This is a genomic window from Chitinophaga sp. 9-1-y, from assembly GCF_059511905.2.
Genome location: NZ_CM197955.1, coordinates 6,730,934 through 6,745,444 on the forward strand (window position 1 = coordinate 6,730,934; position 14,511 = coordinate 6,745,444).

15 protein-coding genes are annotated in these 14,511 nt (G+C 44.7%); 8 read left to right on the forward strand and 7 right to left on the reverse strand.

Going from position 1 to position 14,511, the window contains the following annotated elements; all coding sequences use genetic code 11:
- Positions 1 to 21: 21 nt before the first annotated feature.
- The 5 genes from AC5ZC7_RS26640 to porX all read right to left on the reverse strand — a co-directional run bounded on the left by AC5ZC7_RS26640 (position 22) and on the right by porX (position 5,109).
- On the reverse strand, positions 22 to 1,161 hold the full coding sequence (locus AC5ZC7_RS26640) for an acyl-CoA dehydrogenase family protein (protein WP_496162898.1): 1,140 nt from the start codon (positions 1,159 to 1,161) through the stop codon (positions 22 to 24).
- A 12-nt stretch (positions 1,162 to 1,173) separates the two neighbouring features.
- A complete protein-coding gene (locus tag AC5ZC7_RS26645; RefSeq protein ID WP_496162897.1) occupies positions 1,174 to 2,142 on the reverse strand; it encodes a helix-hairpin-helix domain-containing protein in 969 nt (322 codons plus the stop codon).
- Between the two features lie 71 nt (positions 2,143 to 2,213).
- Positions 2,214 to 2,975 carry an MBL fold metallo-hydrolase gene (locus tag AC5ZC7_RS26650; RefSeq protein ID WP_496162896.1) on the reverse strand — a complete coding sequence of 254 codons (762 nt, stop codon included), beginning with the start codon at positions 2,973 to 2,975 and terminating at the stop codon, positions 2,214 to 2,216.
- Positions 2,976 to 2,999: 24 nt separating this feature from the next.
- The gene (locus AC5ZC7_RS26655) at positions 3,000 to 3,326 is read right to left on the reverse strand and encodes a hypothetical protein (RefSeq protein ID WP_496162895.1); all 327 of its coding nucleotides are present in this window, start codon (positions 3,324 to 3,326) and stop codon (positions 3,000 to 3,002) included.
- Positions 3,327 to 3,555: 229 nt separating this feature from the next.
- The gene (gene porX / locus AC5ZC7_RS26660) at positions 3,556 to 5,109 is read right to left on the reverse strand and encodes a T9SS response regulator signal transducer PorX (RefSeq protein ID WP_496162894.1); all 1,554 of its coding nucleotides are present in this window, start codon (positions 5,107 to 5,109) and stop codon (positions 3,556 to 3,558) included.
- Positions 5,110 to 5,457: 348 nt separating this feature from the next.
- On the opposite strand from porX, the gene AC5ZC7_RS26665 reads away from it, so the two are divergent.
- The 8 genes from AC5ZC7_RS26665 (at position 5,458) to AC5ZC7_RS26700 (ending at position 13,621) form a co-directional block, all read left to right on the forward strand.
- Positions 5,458 to 6,702, forward strand: coding sequence for an HD domain-containing protein (locus tag AC5ZC7_RS26665; RefSeq protein WP_496162892.1), 1,245 nt, complete (start codon positions 5,458 to 5,460; stop codon positions 6,700 to 6,702).
- Between the two features lie 68 nt (positions 6,703 to 6,770).
- On the forward strand, positions 6,771 to 7,820 hold the full coding sequence (gene lpxD / locus AC5ZC7_RS26670) for a UDP-3-O-(3-hydroxymyristoyl)glucosamine N-acyltransferase (protein ID WP_496162891.1): 1,050 nt from the start codon (positions 6,771 to 6,773) through the stop codon (positions 7,818 to 7,820).
- A 40-nt stretch (positions 7,821 to 7,860) separates the two neighbouring features.
- On the forward strand, positions 7,861 to 9,276 hold the full coding sequence (locus AC5ZC7_RS26675; RefSeq protein WP_496162890.1) for a bifunctional UDP-3-O-[3-hydroxymyristoyl] N-acetylglucosamine deacetylase/3-hydroxyacyl-ACP dehydratase: 1,416 nt from the start codon (positions 7,861 to 7,863) through the stop codon (positions 9,274 to 9,276).
- Between the two features lie 5 nt (positions 9,277 to 9,281).
- A complete protein-coding gene (gene lpxA / locus AC5ZC7_RS26680) occupies positions 9,282 to 10,085 on the forward strand; it encodes an acyl-ACP--UDP-N-acetylglucosamine O-acyltransferase (RefSeq protein WP_496162889.1) in 804 nt (267 codons plus the stop codon).
- Positions 10,069 to 10,695, forward strand: coding sequence for an ATP-binding cassette domain-containing protein (locus AC5ZC7_RS26685; protein WP_496162888.1), 627 nt, complete (start codon positions 10,069 to 10,071; stop codon positions 10,693 to 10,695). Before lpxA ends, AC5ZC7_RS26685 begins: the two co-directional genes overlap by 17 nt.
- Before the next feature lie 291 nt (positions 10,696 to 10,986).
- Complete coding sequence (locus tag AC5ZC7_RS26690; protein ID WP_496162887.1) at positions 10,987 to 12,261, forward strand: MFS transporter; 1,275 nt, start codon at positions 10,987 to 10,989, stop codon at positions 12,259 to 12,261.
- A gap of 83 nt (positions 12,262 to 12,344) precedes the next feature.
- Positions 12,345 to 13,184, forward strand: a complete 840-nt coding sequence (locus AC5ZC7_RS26695; protein ID WP_496162886.1) for an MBL fold metallo-hydrolase — start codon at positions 12,345 to 12,347, stop codon at positions 13,182 to 13,184.
- A 56-nt stretch (positions 13,185 to 13,240) separates the two neighbouring features.
- Complete coding sequence (locus tag AC5ZC7_RS26700; protein ID WP_496162885.1) at positions 13,241 to 13,621, forward strand: co-chaperone GroES; 381 nt, start codon at positions 13,241 to 13,243, stop codon at positions 13,619 to 13,621.
- Positions 13,622 to 13,690: 69 nt separating this feature from the next.
- Here the strand turns inward: AC5ZC7_RS26700 and AC5ZC7_RS26705 are convergent, their stop codons facing one another.
- Together AC5ZC7_RS26705 and AC5ZC7_RS26710 are read right to left on the reverse strand one after the other, a co-directional pair.
- Positions 13,691 to 13,897 carry a helix-turn-helix domain-containing protein gene (locus AC5ZC7_RS26705; protein WP_496162884.1) on the reverse strand — a complete coding sequence of 69 codons (207 nt, stop codon included), beginning with the start codon at positions 13,895 to 13,897 and terminating at the stop codon, positions 13,691 to 13,693.
- 9 nt (positions 13,898 to 13,906) lie between these two features.
- The gene (locus AC5ZC7_RS26710) at positions 13,907 to 14,356 is read right to left on the reverse strand and encodes a DUF2975 domain-containing protein (protein WP_496162883.1); all 450 of its coding nucleotides are present in this window, start codon (positions 14,354 to 14,356) and stop codon (positions 13,907 to 13,909) included.
- Positions 14,357 to 14,511: the final 155 nt, after the last annotated feature.

The window sequence follows — 14,511 nt, forward strand, 5'->3', positions numbered from 1 at the left end:
ATCAATAGCAAAATCGTTATTCTATCTCAGTGCTTCCCGGGCAATTACGATCTTTTGAATCTCTGACGTGCCCTCTCCTATGGTACATAATTTTGCATCACGATAAAATTTTTCCACCGGAAAATCCTTTGTATAGCCATAACCACCAAATATCTGCACCGCGTCATTGGCCACTCTTACCGCTACTTCAGAAGCATAATACTTAGCCATGGCGGCCTGTTGTGTCATTTTTACCTTACGGTTTTTCATGTCGGCCGCCTGCATGGTTAATAATTCAGCTGCCTCTATTTCCGTAGCCATATCTGCCAATTTAAAGGAAATGCCCTGGAAGCTGGCAATAGGCTGGTCGAACTGATGCCGTTCTTTGGAGTATTTCAGCGCCGCATCCATTGCTCCTTTGGCAATACCCAATGATAAGGCGGCAATAGAAATACGGCCACCATCCAATACTTTCATTGATTGGATAAAGCCATCCCCTTCCGCTCCCAGCATATTTTCTGCCGGAACACGGCAATTGTCAAATATCATTTCTGCCGTTTCAGAAGCCCGCATTCCCAGTTTATTTTCTTTCTTACCGCCACTGAAACCAGGCGTGCCCTTTTCTACAATGAAAGCGCTCATACCATGACTATCGCGCACATCACCGGTACGGACTATCACCACGGCTACATCGCAGCTTTTACCATGTGTAATCCAGCATTTGGTACCGTTAATGATCCAATCGTTTCCATCCTTCTTCGCCACACATTTCATATTCATCGCATCGGAGCCGGTATTGGGTTCCGTTAATCCCCAGGCGCCAATCCACTCCGCACTAGCCAGCTTGGGCAGATAACGCTGTTTCTGCGCTTCATTGCCGAACTGGAGTGTATGACCGGTACACAAGGAATTATGCGCCGCCACACTTAATCCAATGGCCCCACAAATGCGGGATATTTCACTCACTACCGTTACATATTCCAGGTATCCCAAACCGCTGCCACCGTATTCCTGTGGTACCAGTACGCCCATGAGCCCCAGTTCTCCCAGTTTTTTAAATACCTGTAGTGGAAATTCCTGGTGTTCATCCCATTCCAACACGTGCGGCTGAATATTTGTTTTTCCGAAATCCCGGATCATTTGTGCAATCTGTTGTTGCATTTCCGTAGGCTCAAAATTCATAAACGTGTGGCTTTAAGGTTTGATTTCAATGTAAGGTTCAATTTTACGATAAATAATCTCATCCACCAACGGCAGTGCGCGTAGCTCACTCACTGCCTTGAAACCCGCATGGGCACTACGATACTGCACTATTAACCGCGCCAATCTGTAGCGTATGTATGGGTGAGCCGCCAAAGATTTTTCATCTGTGAGGTTGAGGTCTAGTTTTATTAGAGAACTATTACCGATCTGTAAAAAAGGTTGAATTTTTTGAAATACTGAGTCTGCCAATCCGTAGCACTCAGCTACCTGGGCCACGGCATAAAAGCCTCCCAGGTGGTCCCGGAAGGCAACTATCCTTCGTGCAAAGCCCGGTCCTATACCCGGTAAGGTTTGCCAGACCACGGTATCTGCCTTATTAATATCAATCACTGCTGGAGGGCCTTTCTTACGATAATGGGTAAACGATGTACCTTCTTTATCATGCCACCTGGTTGAATCGCGCTTAACGGGAAAAGAAGAAGGTCCCTGGTAAGATCCGTAGTGCCGGTATCCACCCGGGCGTTCCCGTCTCTCCCAAATCCTTTCCTCCTTGTTCTCCACTATCTGCACATAAGGTATCAGTCGCTCGCATAGTGCGGGCGGTAAGCTATAAATCCGGTTCAGGTCTGTTGCTTTGCGGAAATAGCCACCATGGGAGAGGAATTTTGTGATCGTTAGCACGGTTCGTTCGGGTACTCCCAGTTGCTGCCATCCGGCTACAGATAAGGTGTTGGGGTCAAAATAAAACAGGGTGGCGGGCGTATTTCCGGAGCTATCTGTCTCGAAAGCCAGTACGGCGGCCTTTAAGTCGCTGCTATCGCCTACCGGCAGGCGCCGTTGAAAATAAAAAAGCAGGTCGGGGGTGTAACACGTCAATACCATCAGTCCTATCAGCAGGAATATGCCATACCGCTCCCGGCGTGAAAAACGCAGGTATCCGCGGACAAAAGATTTCCACATGGGTTAACAATCATTTTGCCGCAAAGCTATGTTACAGGCGTTGCTCTTCTGTTAATAAAAATAGAATGGAATTAAATATCCAGGGTGAGTCCATCATATGCCAGGGCCATGCCTTCCGGCAGCTCTTTAGACACTTCTTCGTGTAGCCCTAACTGGTGGCTGATATGTGTAAAGTATACGTTGGGTACTTCCAGCTCTTTACCTAATGCTATGGCTTCTTCCAGCGTAAAATGGGAGATGTGTTTTTCTTTACGCAGGGCATTTAGCACCAATATTTTTGAGCCCCGGATTTTTTCTTTTTCTTCGGGGGCAATGTAATTGGCATCCGTGATATAGGTGAAATCATGGATGCGGAAACCAATCACGGGCATTTTATGATGCATCACCTGCACGGGCGTGATGGTAAGGCCATTGATATCAAAAGGGTCGCTGGTAATGGTTCGCAGGTTTATTTCCGGGATGCCGGGATATTTAAAATCCGCAAATGCATAGGCAAACTCCCGTTTGATCACACTTTGCGAAAACTCTGTGGCGTATATATTAATAGCGGTTTGCTGGAAATAATTAAAGGCGCGGATATCATCCATGCCGGCAATATGATCTTTATGAGAATGGGTAATGAGTATAGCTTCGAGATGTCCTACTTTTTCGCGGAGCATCTGGTAACGGAAATCGGGTGTGGTATCCACTACAATATTGCCTGCGGGCGCAGTCACCAGGATACTACTTCTTAAACGTTTATCTTTTTTATCTGAAGAGGCGCAAACTTCGCAACCACAAGCTATTACGGGAACTCCCTGTGATGTACCTGTACCTAAGAATGTAACTTTCATCCAAAAATCATTTGACTGTTTAATCTATTCTGCTGTTTGTTCGGCTTCCGGAGCTTCCGGCTCATCTGTTCCAGCTTCGGGGATCGGTTTGCTGGACTGAATCTGCTTGTACAGCTTGTGTGACTCCGCTGTCAGGATTTCTTCGTCGAGTGGTAATGTGGTTAAAATATCAATGAGGGTATTGATACGACCTTCCAGGTTCAGAAATTTATTGATCACTACCACCTTCTTATGTTCCAGGATGCAGTAACCAGAAAGGAAACTACCTTTTTCGAAGCGCAGCACATATTTGGCTTCTTCAAAAATCTTTTCCAGCTTGGTCAGGTTGTTTGGAGTAATCTTTATGTTCATGCAGCAAAAATAGCAAAAAGCAGAAAGCGGAAAGCAAAAAGGTATTGTCCCGGAGAGCTAAGCGGATTTTGTCTCTTTCAGGATTAGGCTGATTATACTGATTTTGTTTTTTGATTTGAAGGGATTACCGGCAGGTCTTTGCTATTCTTCATAATCTCCTAAAATAAAATCAGTATAATCAGCCTAATCCTGAAAAAGACAAAATCCGCACTGGTCAATCACTTTCTTGCTACTTAGTGACCATTCTTGCAAACGGCACAATCATTTCCTCCAGGGAAATGCCGCCATGCTGGAAGGTATTACGGTAGTAGTTGACAAAGTAATTGTAGTTGTTGGGATAACAGAGGTACCCATCTCCCTTGGCAAAAATATAGGATGAATTGACGTTAGGCTTAGGTAAGCCGGCATCGCGGGGATCTCTGAAGGCCAATACTTCTTTGGCTTCATAATTCAGGTTACGGCCGTGTTTATAGCGAAGATTGGTGGTGGTTTGTTTATCGCCGATTACTTTGACCGGTGTTTTTACCCGTACGCTGCCATGGTCAGTAGCAATGATCAGGTTTATTTTTTTATCGCTGATGCGCTTCAGGGCCTGGTGTAGCGGGCTGTGTTCGAACCAGCTGGCAGTAATAGAGCGGTAAGATGCTTCATCACCGGCCAGTTCTTTTAATACTTCCATTTCGGTGCGGGCGTGACTGAGCATATCCACAAAGTTGTATACAATTACGCTCAGCGGATAATCCAACATGTTATGGATATTGTTGAGCATAGTTTGTGCGTCTGCGTGGTTGGTTACCTTGGTGTATGAAAACCGGGGATCCATTTTCAGTTGCTTCAGCTGGGCTGCAAAAAAATGTTCTTCATACATATTTTTCCCGCCTTCCTCGTCGTCGTTCTTCCATTCCTGGGGGAATCGGTGTTCAATATCTATGGGCAGCAGGCCGGCAAAGATGGCGTTGCGGCTGTATTGGGTGCTGGTGGGCAAAATGCTGTAGAAAGACTCCTCCTCTACCAGGCGGAACGACTCCTGGAAAATGGGCATAATCGCCTTCCACTGGTCGTAGCGCAGGTTATCAATGAGGAGAAATACGTTGGGAACATTGGGATCCAGGTTCGGCACTACTTTATCCCGGAACAGCGTGTGCGACATTACCGGGGCCTCTTTTGCTTTGGGATGGAGCCAGTCGCTGTAGTTACGGCTGATAAACTTGGAGAATTCGTTGTTGGCTTCCGTTTTCTGGGCATTGAATACTTCCAGCATTTCCGGGCTGTTGGCTTTGGTCATCTCCATTTCCCAGTACACCAGTTTTTTGTAGATGTCCATCCATTCATTGTAATCCGGGTTGGAGCTGAGGGCCATAAAAAGGCTGCGGAACTCCTGCTGGTACGCGTTGGTGGTTTTTTCTGCCACCAGTCTTTTGTTATCTATTATTTTTTTGAGAGATAATAATACCTGGTTAGGATTTACCGGTTTGATGAGGTAGTCGGTGATCTGTGAGCCGATGGCGTCGTCCATCACGTCTTCCGCCTCATTTTTGGTGATCATGACTACGGGGATTTGCTGGTCTATTTCCTTGATCTTACCCAGGGTTTCCAAGCCGGTAATACCGGGCATGGATTCATCGAGCAATACCACGTCTACTACCTGTTCTTTCAGAAATTCAATGGCATCGTACCCATTTGTGAGGGCAGATACTTTATAGCCTTTGCTTTCTAAAAAAATAATCTGCGATTTAAGCGACTCTATTTCATCGTCTACCCATAGTATATTTATCTGACTCATAGTAAGATTTAAGGTTCCATAAAAAAGAAATTTACCCCTATTTTTTGGCAAAAATCGTTCCCTGCCCATCATTTGCCGGTAATTATATGTTAAAAACGATTGAACACGGTAAAATGATGGCAGTAAAAAGCGAACGGGCTGATAAAGTTATTTACCTTCGCATCCATAACATTTAATTACCTGTAACCTACCAATTGTTTTTTACTGTCATAGGGGTTTCGTGGACGGAGAGCGTCATTATATAAGTAAAAAAAATACATATAATGTAATTCATGGTGTAGTTTTGCATACCCGCACCAGGGATTTCAAGCTTGGATACCCCTTGTTTGAAAGGTATAATTAAATGCAATGACCGAACGCAAGCGAAAAATTGTTAATGATCCGGTGTATGGCTTTATTACCATAGATCACCCGTTGATTTTTAACCTCATTTCACATCCATATTACCAGCGGCTTCGCCGCATACATCAGATGGCGCTGGCGCAACTGGTGTATCCTGGTGCTATGCATACGCGATTTCATCATAGCCTGGGTGCTTATCACCTGATGTGTATGGCCTTGCAGGAACTCAGGAGCAAGGGGACGGAGATTACCCCGGAAGAAGAGGTAGCCGCGAAGATGGCCATTTTACTACATGATATTGGACATGGGCCTTATTCCCATGCCCTGGAGAATGGCATTATTGAAGGGGTATCTCACGAAGAGATTTCCCAGTGGTTGATGGAAGACCTGAACAGGGAGATGAATGGCGCGCTGACACTTACACTGGACATTTTTAACGGACGATATCATAAAAAATTCCTGCACCAGCTGGTGTCGAGCCAACTGGATGTGGACAGGATGGATTACCTGAACAGGGACAGCTTCTTTACTGGTGTGGCCGAAGGCACCATCGGGTACGATCGTATTATCAAAATGCTGATTGTTCACCACGGAGAGCTGATGGTGGAAGAAAAGGGGATTTATTCTATTGAGAAGTTTATCATAGCCCGGCGGCTGATGTACTGGCAGGTATACCTGCATAAAACGGTACTGAGTGCGGAAAACATGCTGGTAAAAATTCTGAGCAGGGCCAAGGCGTTGGCACAGGCAGGACGGCAGCTGTTTTGTTCACCGGCATTGTCTTATTTTCTGTATAACACGGTAACCAAAGATAATTTCGAGCGCGAGCCGGATTGTTTGCGGTTATTTTGCCTGTTGGACGACTATGATATTATGGGCGCGATCAAAGTTTGGGCTACACATGAGGACAAGGTATTGTCTCTTTTGTGTAAATGGCTGATAAACAGGACTTTACTAAAAGTAGTATTAAGTAACCAGGCATTCGATGGCAGTGCGGAGCAATTATTGCAGGAACAGGTAAAACAGAAATGGGGCATAGAAGGCGCCGACCTGGACTACTTTGTTTTTTCCGGAGCGGCCACGCTGAGGGCTTATAACGTTAATGATGAGAAGATTAATATCCTATTTAAAGACGGAACTGTAAAAGACATTTCCTCCATCGACAATGCACTGATTAGCCATACTCTGGCGATACCGGTAAAAAAATTCTACATTTGTCATCCAAAAATTCAGGCTAACAACGTTTTATGAGGAATAAAATGTTAAAGAATAAGTTCATACTATCCGGTGTAGCCTGGAAAACATTACAATTTTAAACTATGCAGTTTAGCGCATTACAATTAGCTACCATGTTAGATGGTAAGCTGGAGGGAAATCCGGACGTAAAGGTGAGCAACATCGCCAAAATTGAAGAAGCCGGCGAGGGCATGCTCAGTTTCATTGCCAATCCTAAATATGAAGAATTCATATATACTACCAACGCGTCCATTCTGATTGTGAATGAGAGCCTGGTAATAGAGCGTCCGATTAAGTCGACACTGATCCGGGTAAAAGATGCCTACAGCAGCTTTGCCCTGTTACTGGAGCAGTACAGGTATCTGACCGGCAACAAATCGGGTATCCAACAGCCATCTCATGTTCCCGCTTCGGTAAAAATGGGAGAAAACGTGTTTGTGGGCGCTTTCGCCTACCTGGGCGAAAACGTGGTGCTGGGTAACAACGTAAAGATCTATCCTGGCGTATACCTGGGTGATAATGTGATCGTTAACAACGATTCCATCCTGTATCCCGGCGTAAAAGTATATGACAACTGTATTGTAGGCAGCCGCGTAATGCTGCATGCGGGTTGCGTAATTGGTGGCGATGGCTTCGGCTTTGCCCCTCAACCGGACAGTTCTTATAAGAAAGTACCCCAAATCGGTAACGTAGTTATTCATGACGACGTGGAAATAGGCGCCAACACGACTATCGACAGAGCCACCATGGGCAGTACCGTGATCCGTCAGGGCGTGAAACTGGATAATTTGATCCAGGTAGCCCACAACGTAGACATTGGTACCAATACCGTTATTGCCGCGCAAACCGGTGTTTCCGGCAGTACCAAAATAGGCCAGAACTGCGTAATAGGCGGGCAGGTAGGTATGGTAGGCCATATCCACATTGCTGATAGTACCAAAATCAATGCACAGAGTGGTTTGTCCAAGTCTATTACTGTCCCTAACACCTCTCTCACAGGTTCTCCGGCGTACGACTATAAAAGTTCGCTGAAAAGTCAGGCAATTTTTAGAAATTTGCCGGACCTTGAAAAGCGCGTGAAGGAGCTGGAAGAGATGGTAAAACAGCTGCTGCAGGAAAGAGCAGGTGTATAATTGATTACTGGTCAAATAGTTACATATTAGTTAGCTTATTATGGAAAATCAACAGTTGCAATACCAACATACCCTGAAAGGCGAAATTACCTTGTCGGGTATTGGCTTGCATACAGGTGCCTATGTTAATATGACACTCAAGCCGGCAACGCCCGGTCATGGGATTAAATTTCAACGTGTAGACCTGCCCGGACAACCGATCGTTAAAGCCGATGTGGATTACGTAGTAGAAACCACCCGTAGCACCACACTGGAGCACAATGGCGCCAGGGTGAGTACCGTAGAACATATCATGGCTGCTCTGGCAGGAACAGGTGTGGATAACGTATTGATAGAGCTGGATGGAGGCGAAATTCCTATCATGGACGGTAGTGCTTACGCATTTATTGAAGCCATTGAAAACATTGGCCTGCAGAACCAGGATGCTAAAAAAGTATACTATACTATTGATACCAACATCAGTTATTATGATGAAAAGAAAAAGGTAGAAATGGTGGCTATGCCAGCGGTAGACTATCGTATCACCTGTTTGATCGACTTCAACTCCCCTGTACTGGGTACCCAGCATGCTAAAATGAAGGGTATTGAAGAGTTCAGAACAGAGATTGCACCTTGCCGTACCTTCTGCTTCTTACATGAACTGGAATACCAGCTGTCGCTCAACCTGATCAAAGGCGGCGATATCAACAATGCTATTGTAGTAGTTGACAAACCAGTAACAGAAGAAGAACTGAGCCGTTTGGCCAAAGTATTTAACCGGGAAACCATTTCTGTACAGAAAGAAGGTATCCTGAACAATATTGAATTACGTTTCCCGAACGAACCGGCACGCCACAAGCTGCTGGACGTGGTAGGAGACCTGGCGCTGATTGGTTATCCAATTAATGCGCACATCATCGCTAACCGTCCGGGACACGCCTCCAACGTGGAGTTTGCCCGGAAGATCAAAGCGTATATCAAAAAGAACAAGCACAATAAAGACGTACCTGTTTACGATCCAAATCAGCCACCAGTGTTCGATACCCCACGTATCGAAAGAACGCTGCCGCACCGTTACCCGATGCTGTTGGTAGATAAGATCATTGAACTGGGTGAAGAAAAAGTAGTAGGTGTCAAGAACGTTACCTTCAACGAAGGCTTCTTCCAGGGTCACTTCCCGGGTAACCCGGTAATGCCCGGTGTGTTGCAACTGGAAGCATTGGCACAGGTAGGCGGTATCCTGGCACTGAACCGTGTACCGGATCCGGAAAATTATGATACCTATTTCCTGAAAATAGATAACTGTAAATTTAAGTCGAAGGTTGTGCCAGGTGACACCATGATCCTGAAAATGGAACTGCTCAGCCCAATCCGGAGAGGTCTTGTAGAAATGCGGGGGACAGTATTTATCGGTAATAAGGTAGCTACTGAGGCCGACATGATCGCACAAATTATAAAAACAAGAGAAGGCAAATAATAGCAATGATCCACCCGCTAACATACATACATCCGGACGCCAAAGTTGCGCCTAATGTAAAAATTGATCCATTTACCGTTATACATAAAAATGTAGAAATCGGTGATGGTACCTGGATAGGTTCCAACGTAACTATTATGGAAGGAGCCCGCATCGGCAGAAATTGCCGTATTTTTCCAGGTGCTGTTATTTCTGCCATCCCTCAGGATTTAAAATATGCGGGTGAAGAAACAACCGTGGAAATAGGTGACAACACCACTATCCGTGAATACGTAACTATTAACCGCGGTACCAAAGACAAATGGAAAACCGTGATTGGCAGCAACTGCCTGATCATGGCTTACAGCCACATTGCACACGATTGCGAAGTAGGTAACTACTGCGTATTTTCCAATAACACTACGCTGGCCGGTCACATCACAGTGGGCGATCACGTAGTACTGGCCGGAATGGTAGCCATCCAGCAATTTTGTAAAGTAGGTGATCACGCCTTTGTAACCGGTGGTTCCATGGTGCGTAAAGATGTGCCTCCCTTTGTAAAAGCTGCCCGCGAACCATTATCATATGTAGGCGTTAACTCCGTTGGATTAAAGAGAAGAGGATTTTCCCTGGAAAAAATCAACTCTATCCTGGATATCTATCGCGTCATCTTTGTAAAAGGCTTTAAATTATCCAAAGCGGTTAACATCATTGAAGCAGAATTCCCTGCCACCGATGAAAGAGATGAAATCCTGTCGTTCATCCGTGAATCAGGACGTGGTATTATGAGAGGCTATACTTCCCGCACCAACAATGATGATATCTCTTAACCAGGCAGGTAAGCGTTTTAACTACGACTGGATCTTCCGGCGTGTAACCCTCACCTTTAGTGAAGGACAACGTTACGCCATACTGGGACCCAATGGTTCAGGAAAGTCAACATTATTACAAGTTATCAGCGGCGCCATTCAACACAATGAAGGCACCGTTACTTATAGCACACCGGAAAAACCCATCGCTCCTGATGCGTTTTTCCGGTACTGCTCCATCGCAGCTCCTTACCTCGAGCTGATCGAAGAGTTTACCCTCACAGAAATTATTCAGTTTCATCTACAGTTCAAGAATTTCCTTCCCGGCATCACACCAGCGAAAGCCATGCAAATGGTAGGACTGGAAAAAGCTGCCAATAAACAAATACGCAACTTCTCCTCCGGGATGAAACAACGTATTAAGCTGGCGCTGGCCATCCTTTCTGATGTACCAGTATTGCTGCTCGATGAACCCTGCACTAACCTCGATGCCGCCGGTATTGCCGTATACCAGCAACTCATTACCGAATATGGTGGCAACCGCCTGATCATTGTCAGCTCTAATGATGAACAGGAGTATTTCATGTGCAAAGAACATATTCACATCCAGGATTATAAGCAGCAAGCATAAGGAGAAAGCTACTAAAGCAGCTGATCAGAGCGGATTTTGTCTTTGTACAGGATTAGACTGATTAGGCTGATTTTTTATTTTTTATTTTAAAAGATGAGAGAAGATTTTAGCGGATATATCCGTTTTTATCTCCATTATCTTTTTAAATCTTTAAAATATAATCAGTTTAATCAGTCTAATCCTGTACAAAGACAAAATCCGCTCTAATCATCCAATTCAAAAGCTTTTTGTTTTCTGCTTTATGCTTTCTGCTCTATGACAATTATCTTCGTACAAAGCTAAATACGCTATATGAAGACTGCCAGTAAAAAAGTGATCAATGGCTGGGCTATGTACGACTGGGCCAACTCAGTGTACAACCTCGTGATCACTACTACTTTTTTCCCTATCTATTTTCTAGCGGTGACCAAAGAGCATGTTTCCTTCCTGGGCATGAATTTCGTCAATTCCGCTTTGTACAATTACACCATGGCAGCTGCCTATCTGCTGGTGGCCATTACCTCTCCTATCCTATCTTCTATTGCAGATACCAGGGGAAATAAAAAGAACTTCCTGCGTTTCTTTACCATCCTGGGATCGCTGTCCTGCAGTTTGCTTTTTTTCTTTAACAGCAACAATCTCCTGCTGGGGGTAGTGTGTTTTATGCTATCGACCGTAGGGTATTGCGGCGGATTGGTATTTTACAATTCTTATCTCCCCGAAATTGCCGCCCCGGAAGACAGGGACAGAATCAGTGCGAGAGGCTTCAGCATGGGATATATAGGTAGTGTGCTGTTACAACTGATTGGCTTTGCCCTGGTGGTATTGGGTCCTAAACTGGGCATGGATGAGAGCCTGCCGGTAAGGTTAACCTTTTTGCTGGTAGGTGTATGGTGGTTTGGTTTTGCGCTGATCACCTTTGCACGGCTTCCTGAAAGCATCGCTACCATGAGTAAACATAGCGCCGGTGCATTAACAGAAGGATTCTCCGAGTTACGCAAAGTATATGCACAGGTAAAACAGTTGCCTGTGTTGAAAAGATTCCTGCGTGGCTTCTTCTTTTACAGCATGGGCGTGCAAACCGTCATGATGGCCGCTACTATTTTTGGTAGCAAGGTATTGCACCTGGAAGCTTCCATGTTGATTGTGACGGTGGTGATTATCCAGATTGTGGCGATTGCCGGCGCCTGGAGTATGGCCCGTCTTTCCACCCGGTTTGGAAATCTACGTGTAATAATTGGCGTTATACTGCTCTGGATAGGTATTTGCATCGCTGGTTATAAAATGCAAACAGCTATGCATTTCTATTTGCTGGCTACCGCTGTAGGGTTGGTAATGGGTGGTATCCAATCACTCAGCCGCTCTACCTATGCCAAGCTGATGCCCGAAACACAAGACACCACTTCCTTCTTCAGTTATTATGATGTAACGGAAAAAATATCCATCGTGATTGGTATGTTTTCCTTTGCGTATATAGACGACCTCACTGAAGACATGCGTAACTCCGTACTGGCGTTGGTAGTGTTTTTCGTGATCGGGCTGGTATTTATTATTTCCGCACTGCGCAAGCAACGGCAAACAGTATAACCACGAAATAATGCAGTTATTTACTGATTGGGTGCGCAGAATTGGGTAACTTTCTGTCTTCAAAAAAAGTAAATAACTGCACTATGAAATTATATACTATCGACACAGGTTTTTTCAAACTGGATGGTGGCGCCATGTTTGGCGTAGTACCTAAAACCATCTGGAATAAATTAAACCCTGCGGACGAAAACAACCTGTGTACCTGGGCACTGCGTTGCCTGCTGATAGAAGATGGGAACCGGCTGATCTTAATAGATAACGGTTTGGGCGACAAACAGGACGCTAAATTTTTCAGTCACTACCAACCCCACGGTACTGCCACGCTGGACAGCTCTCTTGCGGCACACGGTTTTCACCGGGATGATATTACCGACGTATTCCTGACCCATCTTCACTTTGACCATTGCGGCGGCGGTATTGTACGGCAGGGCGATAAACTGGTACCTGCCTTTAAAAATGCTACTTACTGGAGTAATGAAGACCACTGGAAATGGGCTACCCAGCCTAATGAACGGGAAAAGGCCTCCTTCCTCAAAGAAAATATTCTTCCCATACAGGAAAGCGGACAGCTGCAATTTGTGAACCACCTGGAAGGGGTATCCTTTGCGGACAACATCTCCATCCGGTTTGCCAATGGTCATACTGATGCCATGATGTTACCGCAGATCAGCTACAAAGGCAAAACCATTATTTATATGGCCGACCTGCTGCCTTCTGTTGGTCATATTCCGCTACCTTATGTGATGGCTTATGATATGTTTCCGCTGAAAACGTTGCAGGAGAAAAAAAGCTTTTTACAGGAAGCCCTGGATCAACAATACGTGCTGTTCTTTGAGCATGACCCTGTCAATGAATGCTGTGTATTACAGCAAACAGAAAAGGGTATCCGGGCAGGTGAAATTTTTACATTAAGCAACCTGTAATTCCCTGTCAGTCTGTCACTATTTTGCGGCCTGCACTATATTTGATAGCATAGGGTATGGCTATACACATAACAACAGATAATAAATTGAAAAAACTGATCGTTGTGGGCGACCGCGTGCTGATAAAGCCTGCCACTCCCCACGAACGCACCAGCAGCGGATTATACCTGCCTCCCGGTGTGCAGGAAAGGGAAAAAGTACAACGCGGATATGTGATAAAAACGGGGCCGGGTTACGCGATTCCGGTACCGGCAGAATCAGAAGAATCCTGGAAGCCGGAGGAAGAGAAGGTAAAATATATCCCTTTACAGGTAAAAGAAGGCGATTTAGCCATCTTTTTACTCAGTGGGTCTACAGAGGTAGTATACGAAGATGAAACCTATTATATAGTGCCGCAAGGAGCTATTTTAATGCTGGAGCGGGAAGAAGATTTGTAGAAAAAACGAAAACATAAAGCGAAAAGCTATTGAAGCGAATGGGATCATCCGCTTCAATAGCTTTTCGCTTTATGCTTCCTTATACTCCAGGATATCTGCCGGCTGACACTGTAATACCCTGCATATTTCATCCAACGTGGAAAAACGCACTGCTTTTGCTTTGCCGCTTTTGAGGATACTAAGATTAGCCATGGTGATACCCACTTGTACACTCAATTCTGTCAACGACATTTTCCTTTTAGCCAGCATCACATCCAGATTAACGATTATTGCCATGATCCTCTTTTATATAGTGAGTGCTTCTTCTTCTTTCAAAATAATAGCCCGTTCAAATACATTGGCCAGGACATAGATAATCAATATCCCTACCAACAGCTCCCAGGAAGAGCATAATATCCCAAATGGCAGCAATAGTATAGTAAGGAAACCAATAAAGTGCAGACTGGATAATACCGCCACCATTGCTTTAATCAGCAGCATAAGCAATAACACATGCTGAATACGTCTTACTCTCATCAAATTTTCACGGGAAATGATTGCCGTACCCTGGCTATTGCTAACCAACTTATAGAGTTGAAAGGCTATTACAAGCGCAGGTGCTCCCATTCCAAGAAACATCAACAAGGTAACAGGTGTCTGTATGCGATATAATATCACTAAACCAAAACAAATACCGATCAATACTGCGGTAATGATGAGCGCCTTTAGAGAAACCACGGAAAATTTGCTTTTCATATCAATGATTTAATACAATAAAGCTATACCATCCTTATCGAAAATCAAAATTTATTTATCGATTATCAATAAATATTAAACGATAAACAGTATAAATAAGATTGATAACAATTTGAGGCTCAACCGCTAATTGCTTTTTATTATCTTCATAAAAA